This window comes from Aquimarina aquimarini, assembly GCF_900299535.1.
Taxonomy (GTDB): domain Bacteria; phylum Bacteroidota; class Bacteroidia; order Flavobacteriales; family Flavobacteriaceae; genus Aquimarina; species Aquimarina aquimarini.
This window is the reverse complement of the sequence record NZ_OMKE01000008.1, coordinates 78548-92866: the sequence shown is the minus strand read 5'-3', so window position 1 is coordinate 92866 and position 14319 is coordinate 78548. Positions and strand designations below refer to the sequence as shown.

At 32.6% G+C, this 14319-nt stretch carries 14 protein-coding genes and 1 tRNA gene; 6 read left to right on the top strand and 9 right to left on the bottom strand.

Going from position 1 to position 14319, the window contains the following annotated elements:
• Window positions 1–5: 5 nt before the first annotated feature.
• Both DG508_RS03660 and DG508_RS03655 read right to left on the bottom strand, forming a co-directional pair.
• The gene (locus DG508_RS03660) at window positions 6–2153 is read right to left on the bottom strand and encodes a xanthine dehydrogenase family protein molybdopterin-binding subunit (RefSeq protein WP_108866835.1); all 2148 of its coding nucleotides are present in this window, start codon (window positions 2151–2153) and stop codon (window positions 6–8) included.
• Between the two features lie 20 nt (window positions 2154–2173).
• A complete protein-coding gene (locus tag DG508_RS03655) occupies window positions 2174–2635 on the bottom strand; it encodes a (2Fe-2S)-binding protein (RefSeq protein WP_108866834.1) in 462 nt (153 codons plus the stop codon).
• A gap of 176 nt (window positions 2636–2811) precedes the next feature.
• Here DG508_RS03655 and DG508_RS03650 point away from each other — a divergent pair, with 176 nt between their 5' ends.
• The 5 genes from DG508_RS03650 to DG508_RS03630 all read left to right on the top strand — a co-directional run bounded on the left by DG508_RS03650 (window position 2812) and on the right by DG508_RS03630 (window position 7366).
• The gene (locus tag DG508_RS03650) at window positions 2812–3354 is read left to right on the top strand and encodes an AAA family ATPase (RefSeq protein WP_108866893.1); all 543 of its coding nucleotides are present in this window, start codon (window positions 2812–2814) and stop codon (window positions 3352–3354) included.
• Window positions 3354–5252, top strand: a complete 1899-nt coding sequence (locus tag DG508_RS03645) for a RecQ family ATP-dependent DNA helicase (protein ID WP_108866833.1) — start codon at window positions 3354–3356, stop codon at window positions 5250–5252. Before DG508_RS03650 ends, DG508_RS03645 begins: the two co-directional genes overlap by 1 nt.
• A 4-nt stretch (window positions 5253–5256) precedes the next feature.
• Window positions 5257–6204 (top strand): methionyl-tRNA formyltransferase, encoded by a 948-nt coding sequence (gene fmt, locus DG508_RS03640; RefSeq protein WP_108866832.1) that lies wholly within the window; start codon window positions 5257–5259, stop codon window positions 6202–6204.
• Between the two features lie 187 nt (window positions 6205–6391).
• Window positions 6392–6664 (top strand): HU family DNA-binding protein, encoded by a 273-nt coding sequence (locus DG508_RS03635; RefSeq protein WP_103068624.1) that lies wholly within the window; start codon window positions 6392–6394, stop codon window positions 6662–6664.
• A 141-nt stretch (window positions 6665–6805) separates the two neighbouring features.
• Complete coding sequence (locus DG508_RS03630; RefSeq protein WP_108866831.1) at window positions 6806–7366, top strand: YqgE/AlgH family protein; 561 nt, start codon at window positions 6806–6808, stop codon at window positions 7364–7366.
• On the opposite strand, the gene DG508_RS03625 is transcribed toward DG508_RS03630, so the two are convergent.
• Both DG508_RS03625 and DG508_RS03620 read right to left on the bottom strand, forming a co-directional pair.
• A complete protein-coding gene (locus DG508_RS03625) occupies window positions 7363–8211 on the bottom strand; it encodes an aminotransferase class IV (protein WP_108866830.1) in 849 nt (282 codons plus the stop codon). The two genes, DG508_RS03630 and DG508_RS03625, sit on opposite strands and share 4 nt — an antisense overlap.
• A 62-nt stretch (window positions 8212–8273) precedes the next feature.
• On the bottom strand, window positions 8274–8666 hold the full coding sequence (locus DG508_RS03620; RefSeq protein ID WP_103863922.1) for an START-like domain-containing protein: 393 nt from the start codon (window positions 8664–8666) through the stop codon (window positions 8274–8276).
• A 176-nt stretch (window positions 8667–8842) separates the two neighbouring features.
• Between DG508_RS03620 and DG508_RS03615 the strand changes: the two genes are divergently transcribed.
• Window positions 8843–8916: transfer RNA gene (locus tag DG508_RS03615), tRNA-Met, on the top strand.
• Between the two features lie 401 nt (window positions 8917–9317).
• On the opposite strand, the gene DG508_RS03610 is transcribed toward DG508_RS03615, so the two are convergent.
• The 5 genes from DG508_RS03610 to DG508_RS03590 all read right to left on the bottom strand — a co-directional run bounded on the left by DG508_RS03610 (window position 9318) and on the right by DG508_RS03590 (window position 13985).
• Entirely contained in the window at window positions 9318–10061 is a 744-nt protein-coding gene (locus DG508_RS03610; RefSeq protein ID WP_108866829.1) for an SDR family NAD(P)-dependent oxidoreductase, read from the bottom strand.
• Window positions 10058–10252 carry a tautomerase family protein gene (locus tag DG508_RS03605; RefSeq protein ID WP_108866828.1) on the bottom strand — a complete coding sequence of 65 codons (195 nt, stop codon included), beginning with the start codon at window positions 10250–10252 and terminating at the stop codon, window positions 10058–10060. The genes DG508_RS03610 and DG508_RS03605 overlap by 4 nt, the downstream gene beginning before the upstream one ends.
• A 116-nt stretch (window positions 10253–10368) precedes the next feature.
• On the bottom strand, window positions 10369–10932 hold the full coding sequence (locus DG508_RS03600; protein WP_108866827.1) for a Crp/Fnr family transcriptional regulator: 564 nt from the start codon (window positions 10930–10932) through the stop codon (window positions 10369–10371).
• 9 nt (window positions 10933–10941) lie between these two features.
• Entirely contained in the window at window positions 10942–11508 is a 567-nt protein-coding gene (locus tag DG508_RS03595; RefSeq protein ID WP_108866826.1) for a cysteine hydrolase family protein, read from the bottom strand.
• A 257-nt stretch (window positions 11509–11765) separates the two neighbouring features.
• Window positions 11766–13985, bottom strand: a complete 2220-nt coding sequence (locus DG508_RS03590; protein WP_108866825.1) for a nitric-oxide reductase large subunit — start codon at window positions 13983–13985, stop codon at window positions 11766–11768.
• Window positions 13986–14319: the final 334 nt, after the last annotated feature.

The following is a 14319-nucleotide window of genomic DNA, read 5'->3' as shown; positions in this document are numbered from 1 at the left end:
TATACCTAAGGTGCTTTGTTGTTCATATTTTCTATAAAAGGTTGTTTATACACGCGTATTCCTTTTGCTGCTTTGATTGCATTTGCTACAGCGGCACCTGCAGGAGGTAATGTCGGCTCTCCTAAACCTGTTGGAGCAATATCACTTTCTATAAAATGAGTTTCAACAATGGGGGTTTCATTTATTCGTATCAAGCGATAGCTGTTAAAATTTTGATCTTGTGGTGTTCCATTATTGAACGAAAAATTACCGTACATAGCATGCCCTACTCCATCAATCACCCCTCCTTCTATTTGATTCTTTGCTCCCAAAGGGTTTACAACGATCCCACAATCTACTACACAAGTTATTTTTTTTACTACTGGAATTTCATTTTCTAGTACCACATCTGCCACTTCAGCCACATGAGTGTTATGGCAATAATATGCGCTAAATCCCTGAAAAACACCTTCATTTTTACTCCCCCATCCTGATTTATCTACAGCTACTTTTATAACATTCTCTAAACGCTCAGGAGAATACTCTATCCTATCATCTGTAGTACCTTTTACTTTTTGTAGTAAATCCAATCGTAATTGTATTTTATCTATCTCTAATATTTCTGCTAATTCATCAAAAAAGCTTTGCTCTGCAAAAGAAAGAAAATTGGTATATGGAGCTCTCCATGCCCCTGTAGAAATATTACTTTGATAACTTGCTACATCTACCTGATAATTCTCAATTGCTCCTGCAGGAAAAAAGTTAGGTATCAACCCATACATATTAGAATTAACTGATGCTTCTTTGAGATGATATCCTGTAATTTTTCTATCCTTTATAGAAACTCCTATTTTATATTTTATTGAGGGTCTATATACTCCTGCTGTCATATCATCTTCTCTAGAATATACTAACTTAACTGGTTTTTGAGCAATCTTTGATATTTCTGCTACTTCTAATGCAAAATCTCCATAAAGCCTTCTTCCAAAACCTCCTCCCATTCTAGTCATTTCTACAGACACATCTTCTGGAGCTCTCTCTAATAGATCAGCAACTCTACGAGCTGTACCAGCAGGAGTTTGAATAGGCCCCACTAAACGAACTTTTTCTGGGGTTACATCTGCAAAAAAATTCATTGGTTCCATGCAATTATGTGGTAGAAAAGGAGACTCGTAAATTCTTTCTATTACTTCATCTGCTTCTATAAATGCTTTTTTCACATCCCCATCTTCTCGTAAGGTTTCAAAAGCTTCTCCATTGAGCAAGTCTGTAAGTATCCTATCATGATCTTCCGTGCTTTCTAATTTAGAATCAATCTCCCAATTTGCTTTTAGCGCTTTCTTCGCCTTCATAGCTGTCCAAGTATCTTTTGCTAGGACTGCTATTTTATCTCCAAATTTAATAATATCATACACTCCTGTAATTGCCTTAGCAGCTGTATCATCAAAATCTATCAACTTTTTACCAAAAGCAGGAGGTCTTAATACTGAAGCATACGCCATTCCCTCTTCTTTATAATCCATTCCATAAAGAGGTTTCCCTGTTATGATTTTATCAATATCTACATTAGAGATATCTTGCCCTATAATCTTAAAATCTTTAGGTTCTTTCAAAGTTATATTCTCAGGTACTTCTAGAGCGGCAGCTTCTTTTACCACTTCTCCATACCCAAGCATATCCCCATTACTATTTGTTATTACACCATTTGCTGTTTTACATTCTTTTGGATCTACTTTCCATATGACTGCAGCTGCATTAATCAACATTTGCCTAGCAGTTGCCCCAGTCTGTCGCAAAGGTTCCCATCCATGTCTCAACGACTGACTTCCTCCTGCTACTTGTCTTGTAAAATTTTTGGTATCTAGTGCCCCTTGGACTACATGTACCTTATCCCATGATACATCAAGCTCTTCTGCTATAAGCATTGGCATTGCAGTTTTTACTCCTTGTCCTATTTCTGGATTAGGAGAAAAAATGGTTACCATCCCGTTATCTGCTATTTTAATAAAAGCATTGAAATCATTGAAATTAAGTTGTGATATATCTATTGGTGGTGCTACTTCTGGTTTACATGCCTGAAATAGATTAAAACCTATTAACATTCCGCCACCAGCCAATGTTGACGTTTTTATAAAAGATCTTCTATTAAAAGAAAGAGGAAGATTCGTTTTCATTTTTGTATTCTTTAAGTAGATTAACTCATTTTATCTGCAGCAACTTCTACAGCTTTCTCTATTCTATTATAGGATGCACATCTGCAAATATTGCCACTCATCGCATCTCTAATCTCTTCTCTATTAGGATTTTTATTTTGTATTAAGAAAGCCGCAGCAGACATTATTTGTCCAGATTGACAATATCCACATTGAGGTACATCTATTTCTTTCCAAGCTTGTTGTACTGGATGCGAAGCATCATCAGACAATCCTTCTATAGTTGTTATTTCCATATTTTCTACTACAGACATTACAAGCAAGCAACTTCTTGTTGCAGAACCATCTACATGCACAGTACATGCACCACATTGACCTATACCACACCCAAACTTGGTTCCTACCATATTCAAATGGTCTCTTAACACCCAAAGTAAAGGGGTATCTGGATCAGCTTCTACAGAATGGGACTGACCATTAATTTTTAATTTATAAATTGGCATGAGTTAATTTATTACAATTATTCTTAATTAATCTAAATAAAGCAATTGTATACCAATTGCCATTTAAGGTAGCAAAAAATCATTGGGTTGCTCTAACTTTAACAGACCTTTATAGTTCTGTCAATATGATTTTCAAAATCACATTATAATTCCGAAATTTGCCTAAAATTATTCCTTTGGCAAATAAAAAGATTGTTATTATCGGAGGTCCTTCTACTGGAAAGACAACCATCATTGATTATTTAGAAAGTATAGGCGAATTATGTCTACATGAAATATCAAGACAGGTCACCCTAGAAGCTCAACAAGAAGGCATATCACAGCTGTTTCTAGAAGATCCGCTTTTATTTAGTAAAAAATTAATCGAAGGCCGTATTGCCCAACACACTAATGCAAATAACATGGCATCTTCAAGAGTATTCTTTGATAGAGGGATTCCTGATGTGATTGCATATATGGATTATGCCAACGAACCTTATCCTTCAGAATTCACAAAAGCATGTGAAACATACAGGTATGATTCTATTTTTTTACTTCCCCCATGGGAAGATATACATAAAACCGATAATGAGCGTTATGAAAGTTTTGACCAGGCACAACGTATACATCATCACCTTTATGAGACCTATACTGATCTAGGATATCACTGTATAGAAGTTCCTTTTGGAAATGTAGAAGAACGAAGTAGTTTTATCTTAGAAAATATTTTGTCTGTATAATGAATACTCCCCTGCAAATACTTAAACATTATTGGAAGTACGACACTTTCAAGCCCATGCAGGAAAAAATCATTACCGCCATACTTGAAGGTGAAGACACGTTTGCTCTATTACCAACAGGAGGAGGAAAATCTATCTGTTTTCAGGTTCCTGCATTATTGAAAGAAGGAATCTGTATTGTTGTTTCTCCACTAATAGCATTAATGCAAGATCAGGTACAAAATCTTCGTCAAAAAGATATTAAAGCAATTGCATTGCCTAGCGGAATTAAATATGCTGAATTAGATACATTGCTTGACAATTGTATCTATGGCAATTATAAATTCTTATACCTTTCTCCAGAACGACTTCAACAAGATATTGTACAAGAACGCCTAAAAAAAATGAACATCAACCTTATTGCTGTTGATGAGGCTCATTGTATTTCTCAATGGGGTAATGATTTTAGGCCTTCCTATAAAAATATAGATATTCTTAGAAAAATACATCCTTCAATTCCAATGGTTGCTCTAACTGCATCTGCTACTACTGAGGTTATTGATGATATTATTATTGAGCTTGATCTGTTTCAACCAAAAATATTTAGGCAATCATTTTTTAGAGCTAATCTAGGCTATAGGGTAAAACATGTAACTGATAAAAATCATATTCTAATAAAAATATTAAAAACCTATCCAGGAACATCAATTGTATATGTTAGAAATAGAAAATCAGCTATAGAATTAAGTGATTTCTTGAATGCTAGTGGATATTCTGCTACATATTATCACGGCGGAGTGGATGCACAAGAAAAAACAAAACGATTTACTCAATGGTTGAAAGAAGAGATTAGAATAATGGTCGCCACCAATGCTTTTGGTATGGGAATCGACAAACCTAATGTGCGTACCGTTATTCATTATACAATTCCAGAAAGTATAGAGAGTTATTTTCAAGAAGCTGGAAGAGCTGGAAGAGATGGTAAAAAAGCTCTTGCTTTTTTATTAAAAAATGAAAGTGATAGCTACCGATTACATAATCAATTTATAAAAGTTCTACCAGATATTGATGCTGTTAAACTTGTCTACAGAAAATTGTGTAATTATTTTAGAGTATCATATGGTGAAGGAGAACAAACTATTCATAGTTTTGAATTTAATGTATTTTGCAAAACCTATGAATTGAATACTTTGGTAACCTACAATGTATTACTCTTCTTGGATCGCTGTGGAGTTATTAGGTTTATAAAACGATTTACAAAAAAAAGCAGCTTACATATTCTAACCACAGGAAATCATCTTCTGGATTTTCTTGATAACAATACAGGATACCAACTAATTACTAAGGCACTTTTAAGAACTTACGGAGGTATTTTTGATGAAGAAATCGAGATAAACTTATCTTTAATTGCATCAAAAACAGAGAAATCAGAAAATGAAATTATTAACGTCTTGAATAAATTAAAAGAAGCTGAATTAATTGAGTTTACTCATAAAACCTCTGATGCCGAGATTATTTTCTTAGTCCCTAGAGAAGATCACCATACTATCAATAGAATAAAACACCATCTTACAGAACAAAATACCGCAAAAATAAAAAAAGTACATGCTATATTAAAATTCACAGAAAACAACTCTAGATGTAAAAGTAGAGAGCTTTTGGAGTATTTTGGCGAAAAAAAGACTACTGATTGCGGAATATGTAGTGTCTGTATAACCAAAAAAGAAAATAATTCATCTATAGACTTCACCAAAATACAGGAAGATATTATTAATCTTTTAACAATAAAAAACTTATCTTCAAGAGATTTACTTGCACAACTCACATACCCAGAAAAAATGACATTACAGGTATTGAGAGAGATGAATGAACATCAAATTATAAAAATTAATCACGACAACAACTATCAATTAGTATAATAAAATGAGAGACTTACGAATCCTGTTTATGGGAACTCCAGATTTTGCCGTAGAAACCTTAAAAACTATAATAGAAAATAAATACAATGTAGTGGGGGTTATTACTGCTCCTGATAAACCTGCAGGAAGAGGAAGAAAACTTAGAGCATCTGCTGTCAAAGAATATGCAGTTTCCAAAAATTTAAAAGTTCTTCAGCCTACAAACCTTAAAAACGAAGCGTTTATTGAGGAATTAGAATCATTGAAGGCTAATTTAAATATTGTCGTTGCTTTTAGAATGCTCCCAAAAATAGTTTGGAATATGCCACAGTACGGTACTTTTAATCTACATGCTTCACTGCTGCCAGACTACAGAGGAGCTGCTCCTATAAATTGGGCAATTATAAACGGAGAACAAAAGACGGGTATTACTACATTTTTTATCGATGAAAAGATAGATACTGGGCATGTTATTTTTCAGAAAGAAATTGAAATAAAAAACACTGATTCTGCAGGAGATTTGCATGATAGACTTATGACAAATGGGGCTGAATTAGTTATAGACACGATAAAAGCAATAGAAAGTAATACTGCTAGTGTTCAACCACAACCATTAGACCGTGTTTTTAAAACTGCATATAAGTTGAATCGTGAAAACACAAAAATTAACTGGAAGGAAAACATAGAAACAATCAATAATCTAATCAGAGGGTTAAGCCCATACCCTTCTGCCTGGTGTCATCTTCAAAATAATGGTGTGACCGAAAACATAAAAATATATATGGCTTGTCCTATAATAGAAGTGCATAGTCATGATATCGGAAAAATTATAGTTGAAGACTCTATTATCAAAGTAGCGGTAAAGGATGGTTATATACAAATAGATAAATTACAGCTTCCAGGAAAAAAAGCCATGGCATCAAAAGCACTGTTAAATGGCTATGTTTTTTATAGAGATGCAAAAATGAGCTAAAGCCTAATAACATAAGGGTTTAAAAAATGATATAAAACAACATTGGTTATCAACAATCACATTGAGTTATCAACAAATCCCTGTATTTACTGAGCTAATCCTTGCACGAATGATAAATCCGTATAAATTTGTAAAGCGTTTAACATAAAAGATTGGTTTAACCAACAATTAATTTAAAAACAGAATTATGAACAAAACAGAATTAATCGATGCAATGGCAGCTGACGCTGGAATTACTAAAGCAGCGGCTAAAAAAGCCTTAGAATCTTTCCTAGGAAACGTTGAAGGTACCCTTAAAAAAGGAGGTCGTGTTTCTCTAGTTGGATTTGGATCTTGGTCAGTTTCTCAAAGAGCTGCAAGAGAAGGTAGAAATCCACAGACTGGTAAGACTATCAAAATCGCTGCTAAAAACGTTGTTAAGTTTAAGGCTGGTGCTGATTTATCAAGTTCAGTAAACTAATCAGTTCGTTTTCGATATTATCTAAAAACTCCCACTTTTGGGAGTTTTTTTATGGGTTTTTCGTAAAAAAACTTCAAAAAACCTTCTACAGCTTTGATTATTAGAAATAATTATTTAGCTTTAAGATAAAGAAATGTTAATATGATATCACTTCAACCCTCAAAAGGGCATTTATTAATCGCTGAGCCATCTATCATAGGAGATGTATCTTTCAATCGCTCGGTGGTTCTTTTGGCGGATCATAGTGAACAAGGTTCTATTGGTTTTATAATGAATAAACCTTTAGAATATCTTCTTGCTGATCTTGTTCCTGAAATTGAAGTAGATTTCAAAATCTATAATGGCGGACCAGTAGAACAAGACAACCTCTATTTTATACATAAAGTTCCTGATCTTATTCCTGATAGTGTAGAAATCTCGAGTGGAATTTATTGGGGAGGAGATTTTACTATTGTATCTACATTGATAGCACAAGACAAAATTACCCCAAACGAAATTCGTTTTTTTCTTGGGTATTCTGGCTGGGATTCTGAACAATTAAACCAAGAACTCGAAGCACATTCATGGGTGATTGTCGAAAATAATTACAAAAAGAATATTTTTGGTAAATCCTGTGATACTTTCTGGAAAGAAAAAATGATAGAACTAGGTGGTGATTATCTACTTTGGTCTAATGCCCCCGAGAACCCTGCATATAATTAATTCCCTAATCGGATTTTAGTATTTAAGATTCCCAACAACCTTTTACTGGTTGTAACATTGTATTCCTTTTTCCTAAACTTGGTAACTGGTACAATACCTGTAATAACATTTGTTATAAATAACTCATCGGCTTTCTGTAGTTCAAATGGAGAAATAGACGCTTCCTCTACTGTATAATCCTTTAATTTTTCTAGAATACGCAATAATTGAGTTCTTAAGATGCCTTTTAAACATCCATCTGCCAAAGGAGCTGTTTTTATTGTATTTCCTTTTACAATAAATACATTTCCGTTTAAAGCTTCTATAACCATTTTATTAGAGTTTAATAGTAGACAATTATCAAAACCATTCTCTTTAGCAAAAATTCCTCCCAGAATATTAATCTGCTTACTGTTTGACTTAAGAGTTGATAAAATATCAATATTCACATAATGATCTTTAAATAGAGTGACTTCATATTTTTGATCAGGTATTGTATAAAATACAGACTGTATTTTTGAAACAGAAATATTATACTCTACATCATTAGAATCTGGTGTATATAAACCACCTGCAACTCTATGAACCATCAATTTAACCCTTACAGATGAGTTCATCAAGCCATTAGCTTCTATACTCTCTTTTATCTCTTTTTCTAAAAATTCAGGAGTAAATTGTGATGGTATTTGCATTCTAAGAATACGCATTGATGCCATTAATCTAAAATAATGATCCTCCCAAAACAAAATAGTCCCTGCATTGACTCTTATTGTCTCAAAAAGGGCATCTCCATAAGCATATCCTCTATTGTTTAGAGATAATATCGCTTGATTATTATCTACTATATTTCCGTTGATATTTACCATAAAAAAATCCCCATAAATTTAATGTTTATGGGAGTGTATAAAAATTTATAAAAAAGTAAGAATTATGCGGAGCCTAAAACATGTTTTAGATTACCTATCATATTATCCCAAAGCATTTTATTTTCTTCTATTTCATCATCTTCAGAATAATCTGTAATCATCAGCGAAACATCTTTTGTTATTTCGTCAACCTGAATACGCATTTCAAAATAATAATCATCGCCTTCTTCTTCATCTGCGGTCCATCTAAATTTTACACGCTCACCGCTTTTTTTGCTCAAAAGCTTGGCTGCTTCTTCAGAATCATCCCATATAAAAGTAAACAGTTCTCCCCTAGAATTTACATTATCTGCAAACCACTCCGAAAGCCCCGATGGTGTAGATATATATTGATATAATAGTTGCGGTGACGACTGTACCACAAATTCAAGTTCATATTTTGTTTTTTCAGACATATCATTAATTGTTGGTAAGCCAATATATAGATTAATTGTCGACTTTAAAAGTACATTGAAAAAAAAATTAATTCTTCAATAATGTTTGCGTCATTGCATTTTGTTTTTATATTTGCACCCTCGTTAGGATTTTTGATTAAAAACAAACATAATCTATTATTCTATAAGAGAAATTTGGCGAGGTAGCTCAGTTGGTTAGAGCGTCGGATTCATAACCCGGAGGTCGGGGGATCGTGCCCCCCTCTCGCTACACATATGAAGATAAAAAATGCGCCTAGAGCGCATTTTTTTATACCTTTAATTTCAAGTAAGTTACACCCTTAATTCTCCTTAATTAGAACCTACTAAAACACCGTTAATCTTCTTTAATTTCACGAAAATATTAGTTGATTTTTAATAGTTCTATTAAGAAAAAACGGAAGCTTTTACTAGGTGAAATAATAGAACTAAAATAGAGCTCTATATAAATTCATAAGAATATAAAAACTGTCTAATTGAGTAATTTTTCAAAATGAAATGCAGAAAAACTATATCAAGATTAGTTTTTTTTCTGAAAAAAAAATTATTATCAATACTGTTTCTCTTTTTTACAGCAAAAAATATACCCGAGTAGACAGTTTTTTATATAAAATTTAGGTTCTTTTATACAACTTAAATTGAATGACCAGCCGTATGTCCTCCTGCAACATTAATAGTTTCTCCTGTTATAAAATTAGCAGATGCCAAATAATAGGCTGCTTCTGCTATTTCATTTATTTCTCCTATTCTATTTAATAAATGCAGGCCAGCCAAACTATCAGCATCTTCAACCCCTATCTTTTTTTGTAAAGGGCTTCTAATAATCCCTGGTGCAATAGTATTCACTTTTATATTATTCTTACCAAACTCAGCCGCTAGTTGCCTTGTCAAAGCGTGTATTGCTCCTTTACTTGTAAGCGGTGCGGTAGCAGGAAATCCATCTATAGCATGCTCAACTAAAACAGTTCCTATGTTTATAATTGCCCCATTATGTTGTTTTATCATATGAGGAATAATTGCTTGAGAAGCAAAGTAAGTGCCCTTGAGGTTTACATTCCAATAAAGCTCTAAATCTGTATCTTCAACTTCTAAAAAGGGTTTTGGAGAAAACACTCCTGCATTATTGATTAATACCTCTACCGAATTGAATTTTTCTATCGCTAAATTCACTAATTTTTGTCCAGTCTCTTTTTTACTTATATCTCCTGCTAAGTATGTTGCATTGGTAGGTGAACCAAGATCTTGATATGCTTCTTTTAAGTTCTCTAGATTAGAAGAGTTCATAACAACATTACTTTTCTTTTCTATAAAGTATTTTGCTATTCCTTTTCCAATTCCAGAAGAAGCTCCTGTAATAATTACTGTTTTGTTTTTCATTTTTTTGTTCCTAAATATTGCTCTCCGTTTACACCCCAATTACCCAAAGAAATTTCTTCTATAACAACATGAGTTGTTTCTGGATCTTTGTTGAGGATATTGACTACCAATTGTGTCGCTCCTTCTATTAATTTTTGTTTTTGTTCTAGTGTTACCTGTTCATCTGTAACTTTAATGTTAATGTATGGCATATCTATATTGATTTAATTACCCTACAAATTTGGGATTAAGTGAGGTGCTAAGCGAGGAGGAATATCACTTTTTTAGAGTGATATATATCACTCCTCACACTAGAAAATAAGTGTTATTATGAGTTTAAACGACTTAGTGTTTCTCTTGAAACACCTAGATATGCAGCAATCATTTTTTTTGGAACTCGTTGAAAAAGTTTTGGGTATTGTTCCAGAAGTAAATCATATTTCTCTTTGGTAGAATTTTTAAGTAAAGATAAAATTCGATTTTGAAGTGCTATTCTACCATTTTTACTTTTTTTGGCCCAAAAACGTTCCATTTTATGCATTTGAGCGGTCAACTTATCTCTGTTTTCAAAAGATATGTATAGCAACTCACTGTCTTCTATACAATCTACAGAGGTTTTGGATTTGGTTTGTTTCACAAAAGATTCATAATCTGTAATCCACCAATTTTCCATTCCGAATTGTAGTATATGTTCTTTTCCATTGTCATCAATAAAATAGCTTTTTAAACAACCTTTTACAATCCAGTACTCTTTAGTAACAAAATCTCCTTCTTGAATAATATATTGGTGTTTCCTTTTTTTTATAGGTTCAAAATGACTCAATACAAAATCAAACTCTTCATCTGTAAGCTTGATTATTTCTTCGATATGTTTTCTAAGAGGATGTATCATTTTTAATTATTATAATAACATCATTAATTTTTCTGAATCGTATATAGTTGCAAATTCTTCATTAAGATTAGCAAGTGTTGTCAAGTGTATAGTTTCTGAGTCATATTTCTCTCCGTTAATCCCTATACGATCAAAGGTTGCTGTTGCATCAGAAATTAGGTGTGTATCATATCCAAAATTCCCTGCCATTCTGGTTGTAGTAAATACACAATGATTTGTTGTTATTCCAACGATAACAAGCGTATCAACAGTTAACTTATCTAATTGTTCTTTTAGGTCTGTTCCTATAAACGCACTATTTACATCTTTGGTTATTATAGTTTCGTTTTCTAAAGGCTGTACATATTCATTAAACTCAAAACCTTTATTTGATTTATGTAATTTAGAATTTATATTAGTTGAACTATGCCTTACATGAAAAATAGGAAGATTTAATGCTCTCCACTTATTTAAAATAGCTCCACAAATGCTTTCTGCATTTTTATTATTTCTATTCCCTCCCCAATATTCTTCATCCAGAAAAGCTTTTTGAACATCTACTAGAACAAGGGCTGGTTTTTTTTCTCGTAATTTCATTTTGTGCTAGAATTTAATTTAAACAAATTACCTCAAGACTAATACTTTGTTTATTTATTCAAAGCTAAGGAATTTTCTTTTCCTTCTGAAAGACCAAAACAGGATTTCTAAATGTTTATTTCTAAATTATTTAGATACCATTGATTATCAAACTGGTTGGATATTATAAACTTACAAAACATAAAAACACTCCCAAATACGTATAGGAGTGTCTTCTTTATAGTTTATATCAATTTACTAATTGTTAGGCTACCAACTCACTTATTTTTATCAAAACACCTTAATGTTTCTTTGATAACAAACCAGCAAAAATATCCTATTCCTATAGAAAATATTACATCTCCGATAATACGTAACCATTTAATAATTTGAAATGAGGGTGAGTATAACACCTCTGTGCTTCTTGCATACCAATATCCATGTTTGATAGAGGCTAGTGCTTGTATAATTCCTTGTGGTAGTAAACTAAAGATTACCATTGCCAGTAATCCAATATTCAAAGACCAAAATGATATTTTTAAGATTTTAGTATTCCACACTGTTTTTGAAATCATTCGTAAAGAGAACAAAATCAATCCCATTCCTAACATTCCATATACTCCAAATAATGCTGTATGTGCGTGTACAGCAGTAGTATTTAATCCTTGTATATAATATAATGCTATTGGTGGGTTTATCAAAAAACCAAAAACTCCTGCTCCCAACATATTCCAAAATGAAACAGATAGAAAAAAGTATATTGGCCATTTATATTCTAGCACCCATTCTTTTGCTTTCAGTAGTGTCCAATTTTCCCAAATTTCATATCCTATCAAAGTAAGGGGTACAACTTCTAGTGCACTAAAGGTTGCTCCTAATGCTATTGCATGGACTGGTGTTCCAGAAAAATATAAATGGTGTAATGTTCCTATAATTCCTCCTGATAAAAATATAATAGCCGATAAAACAGTAACTCTACCTGCTGTTTTTTCTTGTATAAGTTTCATTTTGGTAAATAAGAAAGCAATAACAACCGTTGCAAAAACCTCAAAAAACCCTTCTACCCATAGATGTACCAGCCACCATCTCCAATAATTGATCACTGATAGTGATGAATTTTCGCCATACATCAATCCTGAGAAGAAAAATGATCCAATGGCTATAACAGATATTAGAAATAGGATCAATAGATTCCTTGTATTATCTCTACGTCTGATACCTATCATTATGTGTCTACCTACAAGTAGTACCCACAATATCAATCCTACTCCCAATAATAGTTGCCAGAACCTACCTAGATCCATATACTCATACCCTTGGTGACCAAAGAAAAAATTGGTTGTTAGCTCCAAATATTGTTTTACCCCTAGCCACTCTCCTACCATAGAACCTAATACAACTATTAGAATTGCTATAAACAAAAAGTTTATCCCAAATTTTTGAAATTTTAGTTCTCTATTACTTACAAGTGGAGCAATAAATAGTCCTGTAGATAACCATGCTGCTGCGATCCAAAAAATAGCTAATTGGGTATGCCATGTTCTACTAATTGAATATGGAAGATATTTTGACAATTCAAATCCAAAAAAACCTTGCCCCTCTACACTGTAATGAACTGTAACAATTCCTAACACAACTTGTAGAGCTATTAATAGACTGATTACCAAAAAATATTTTAATGTTGCTTTTTGAGAGGGAAATAATGTTATTCCATTTAATGGGTTACTATCAGGAATTTGATGATCTTCATTTTCTACATGTGTACTTCTAATATGATACCATACCATAATAGCTATAAAAAAAAGGAGTAATATGATCGAAAAGCCTGACCATATTTGGGCATCAATAGTTATTGTATTATTGATCAATGGTTCGTGGGGCCAATTAGAAGTATAAGTAATAGTATCACCTAATCTATTGGTTGATGCTGCCCAGGAAGTCCAAAATAAAAATGCATTGAGATCATCTAACTTTGACTCATCTACCAACATTTCTTTTGGTATAGCATACTCCTCATGTCCTTTTGAGAATATATTTTTATAATAAGCTGCATTAGAAAGAATTGCTTCTTTTCTATCTACTGTTATCCATATATTTTTTGTTATTGTGTCATAGGTATTGGTTTTGATCAAACTCTGTAACCGTCCTTTTAACTGCCCCTGATGTTCTTCTGATAGGTTTTTATATTCATCTTTAAACTGTAATGCCCATTTATCTAATAGAAATACTGCTTCTTTATGAATCCAGTCTGCAGACCAATCGGGCGCAACATAGCTCCCATGTCCCCATATAGAACCAACCTCCATCCCGCCAATAGATTCCCATACATTTTGACCTCTTTGTATATTATGTTTTGTAAATAAAACTTCATTGGTTCCTGTTATCAATACTTTTTCTGGTATTGGGGGTTTCTCTTGATATATTTTGACACCTGCCCAAATCAAGGCGGCGAAAGAAAGTGTTATTACGGTTATAAACCCTATCCATATTTTTTTCATAATATTTGTTTTGGTTTCTATAATTTGTTAGAAACAAAACTATGACCTACATCTTCCCGTTTTTATGATCCGGATCATATTACCTAGAATGAATCTGAATAATACTGATTCTTATTTTAATAATTATACCTATTGTCTATTCAGACTATAATTCAATTCAGATCACGGTCATTTTAATAGATAATAGTAGTAATACAAAAAGAAAAACCGACAACATTGATGTTATCGGCTTCTCTATCTTATTGTTCACTTAGAAACCTAAGTAAACACTACTTTGTATTGATGATTGATCATCAATGCCATTCCCACAAAAACAAGCATTTAAATATTAATT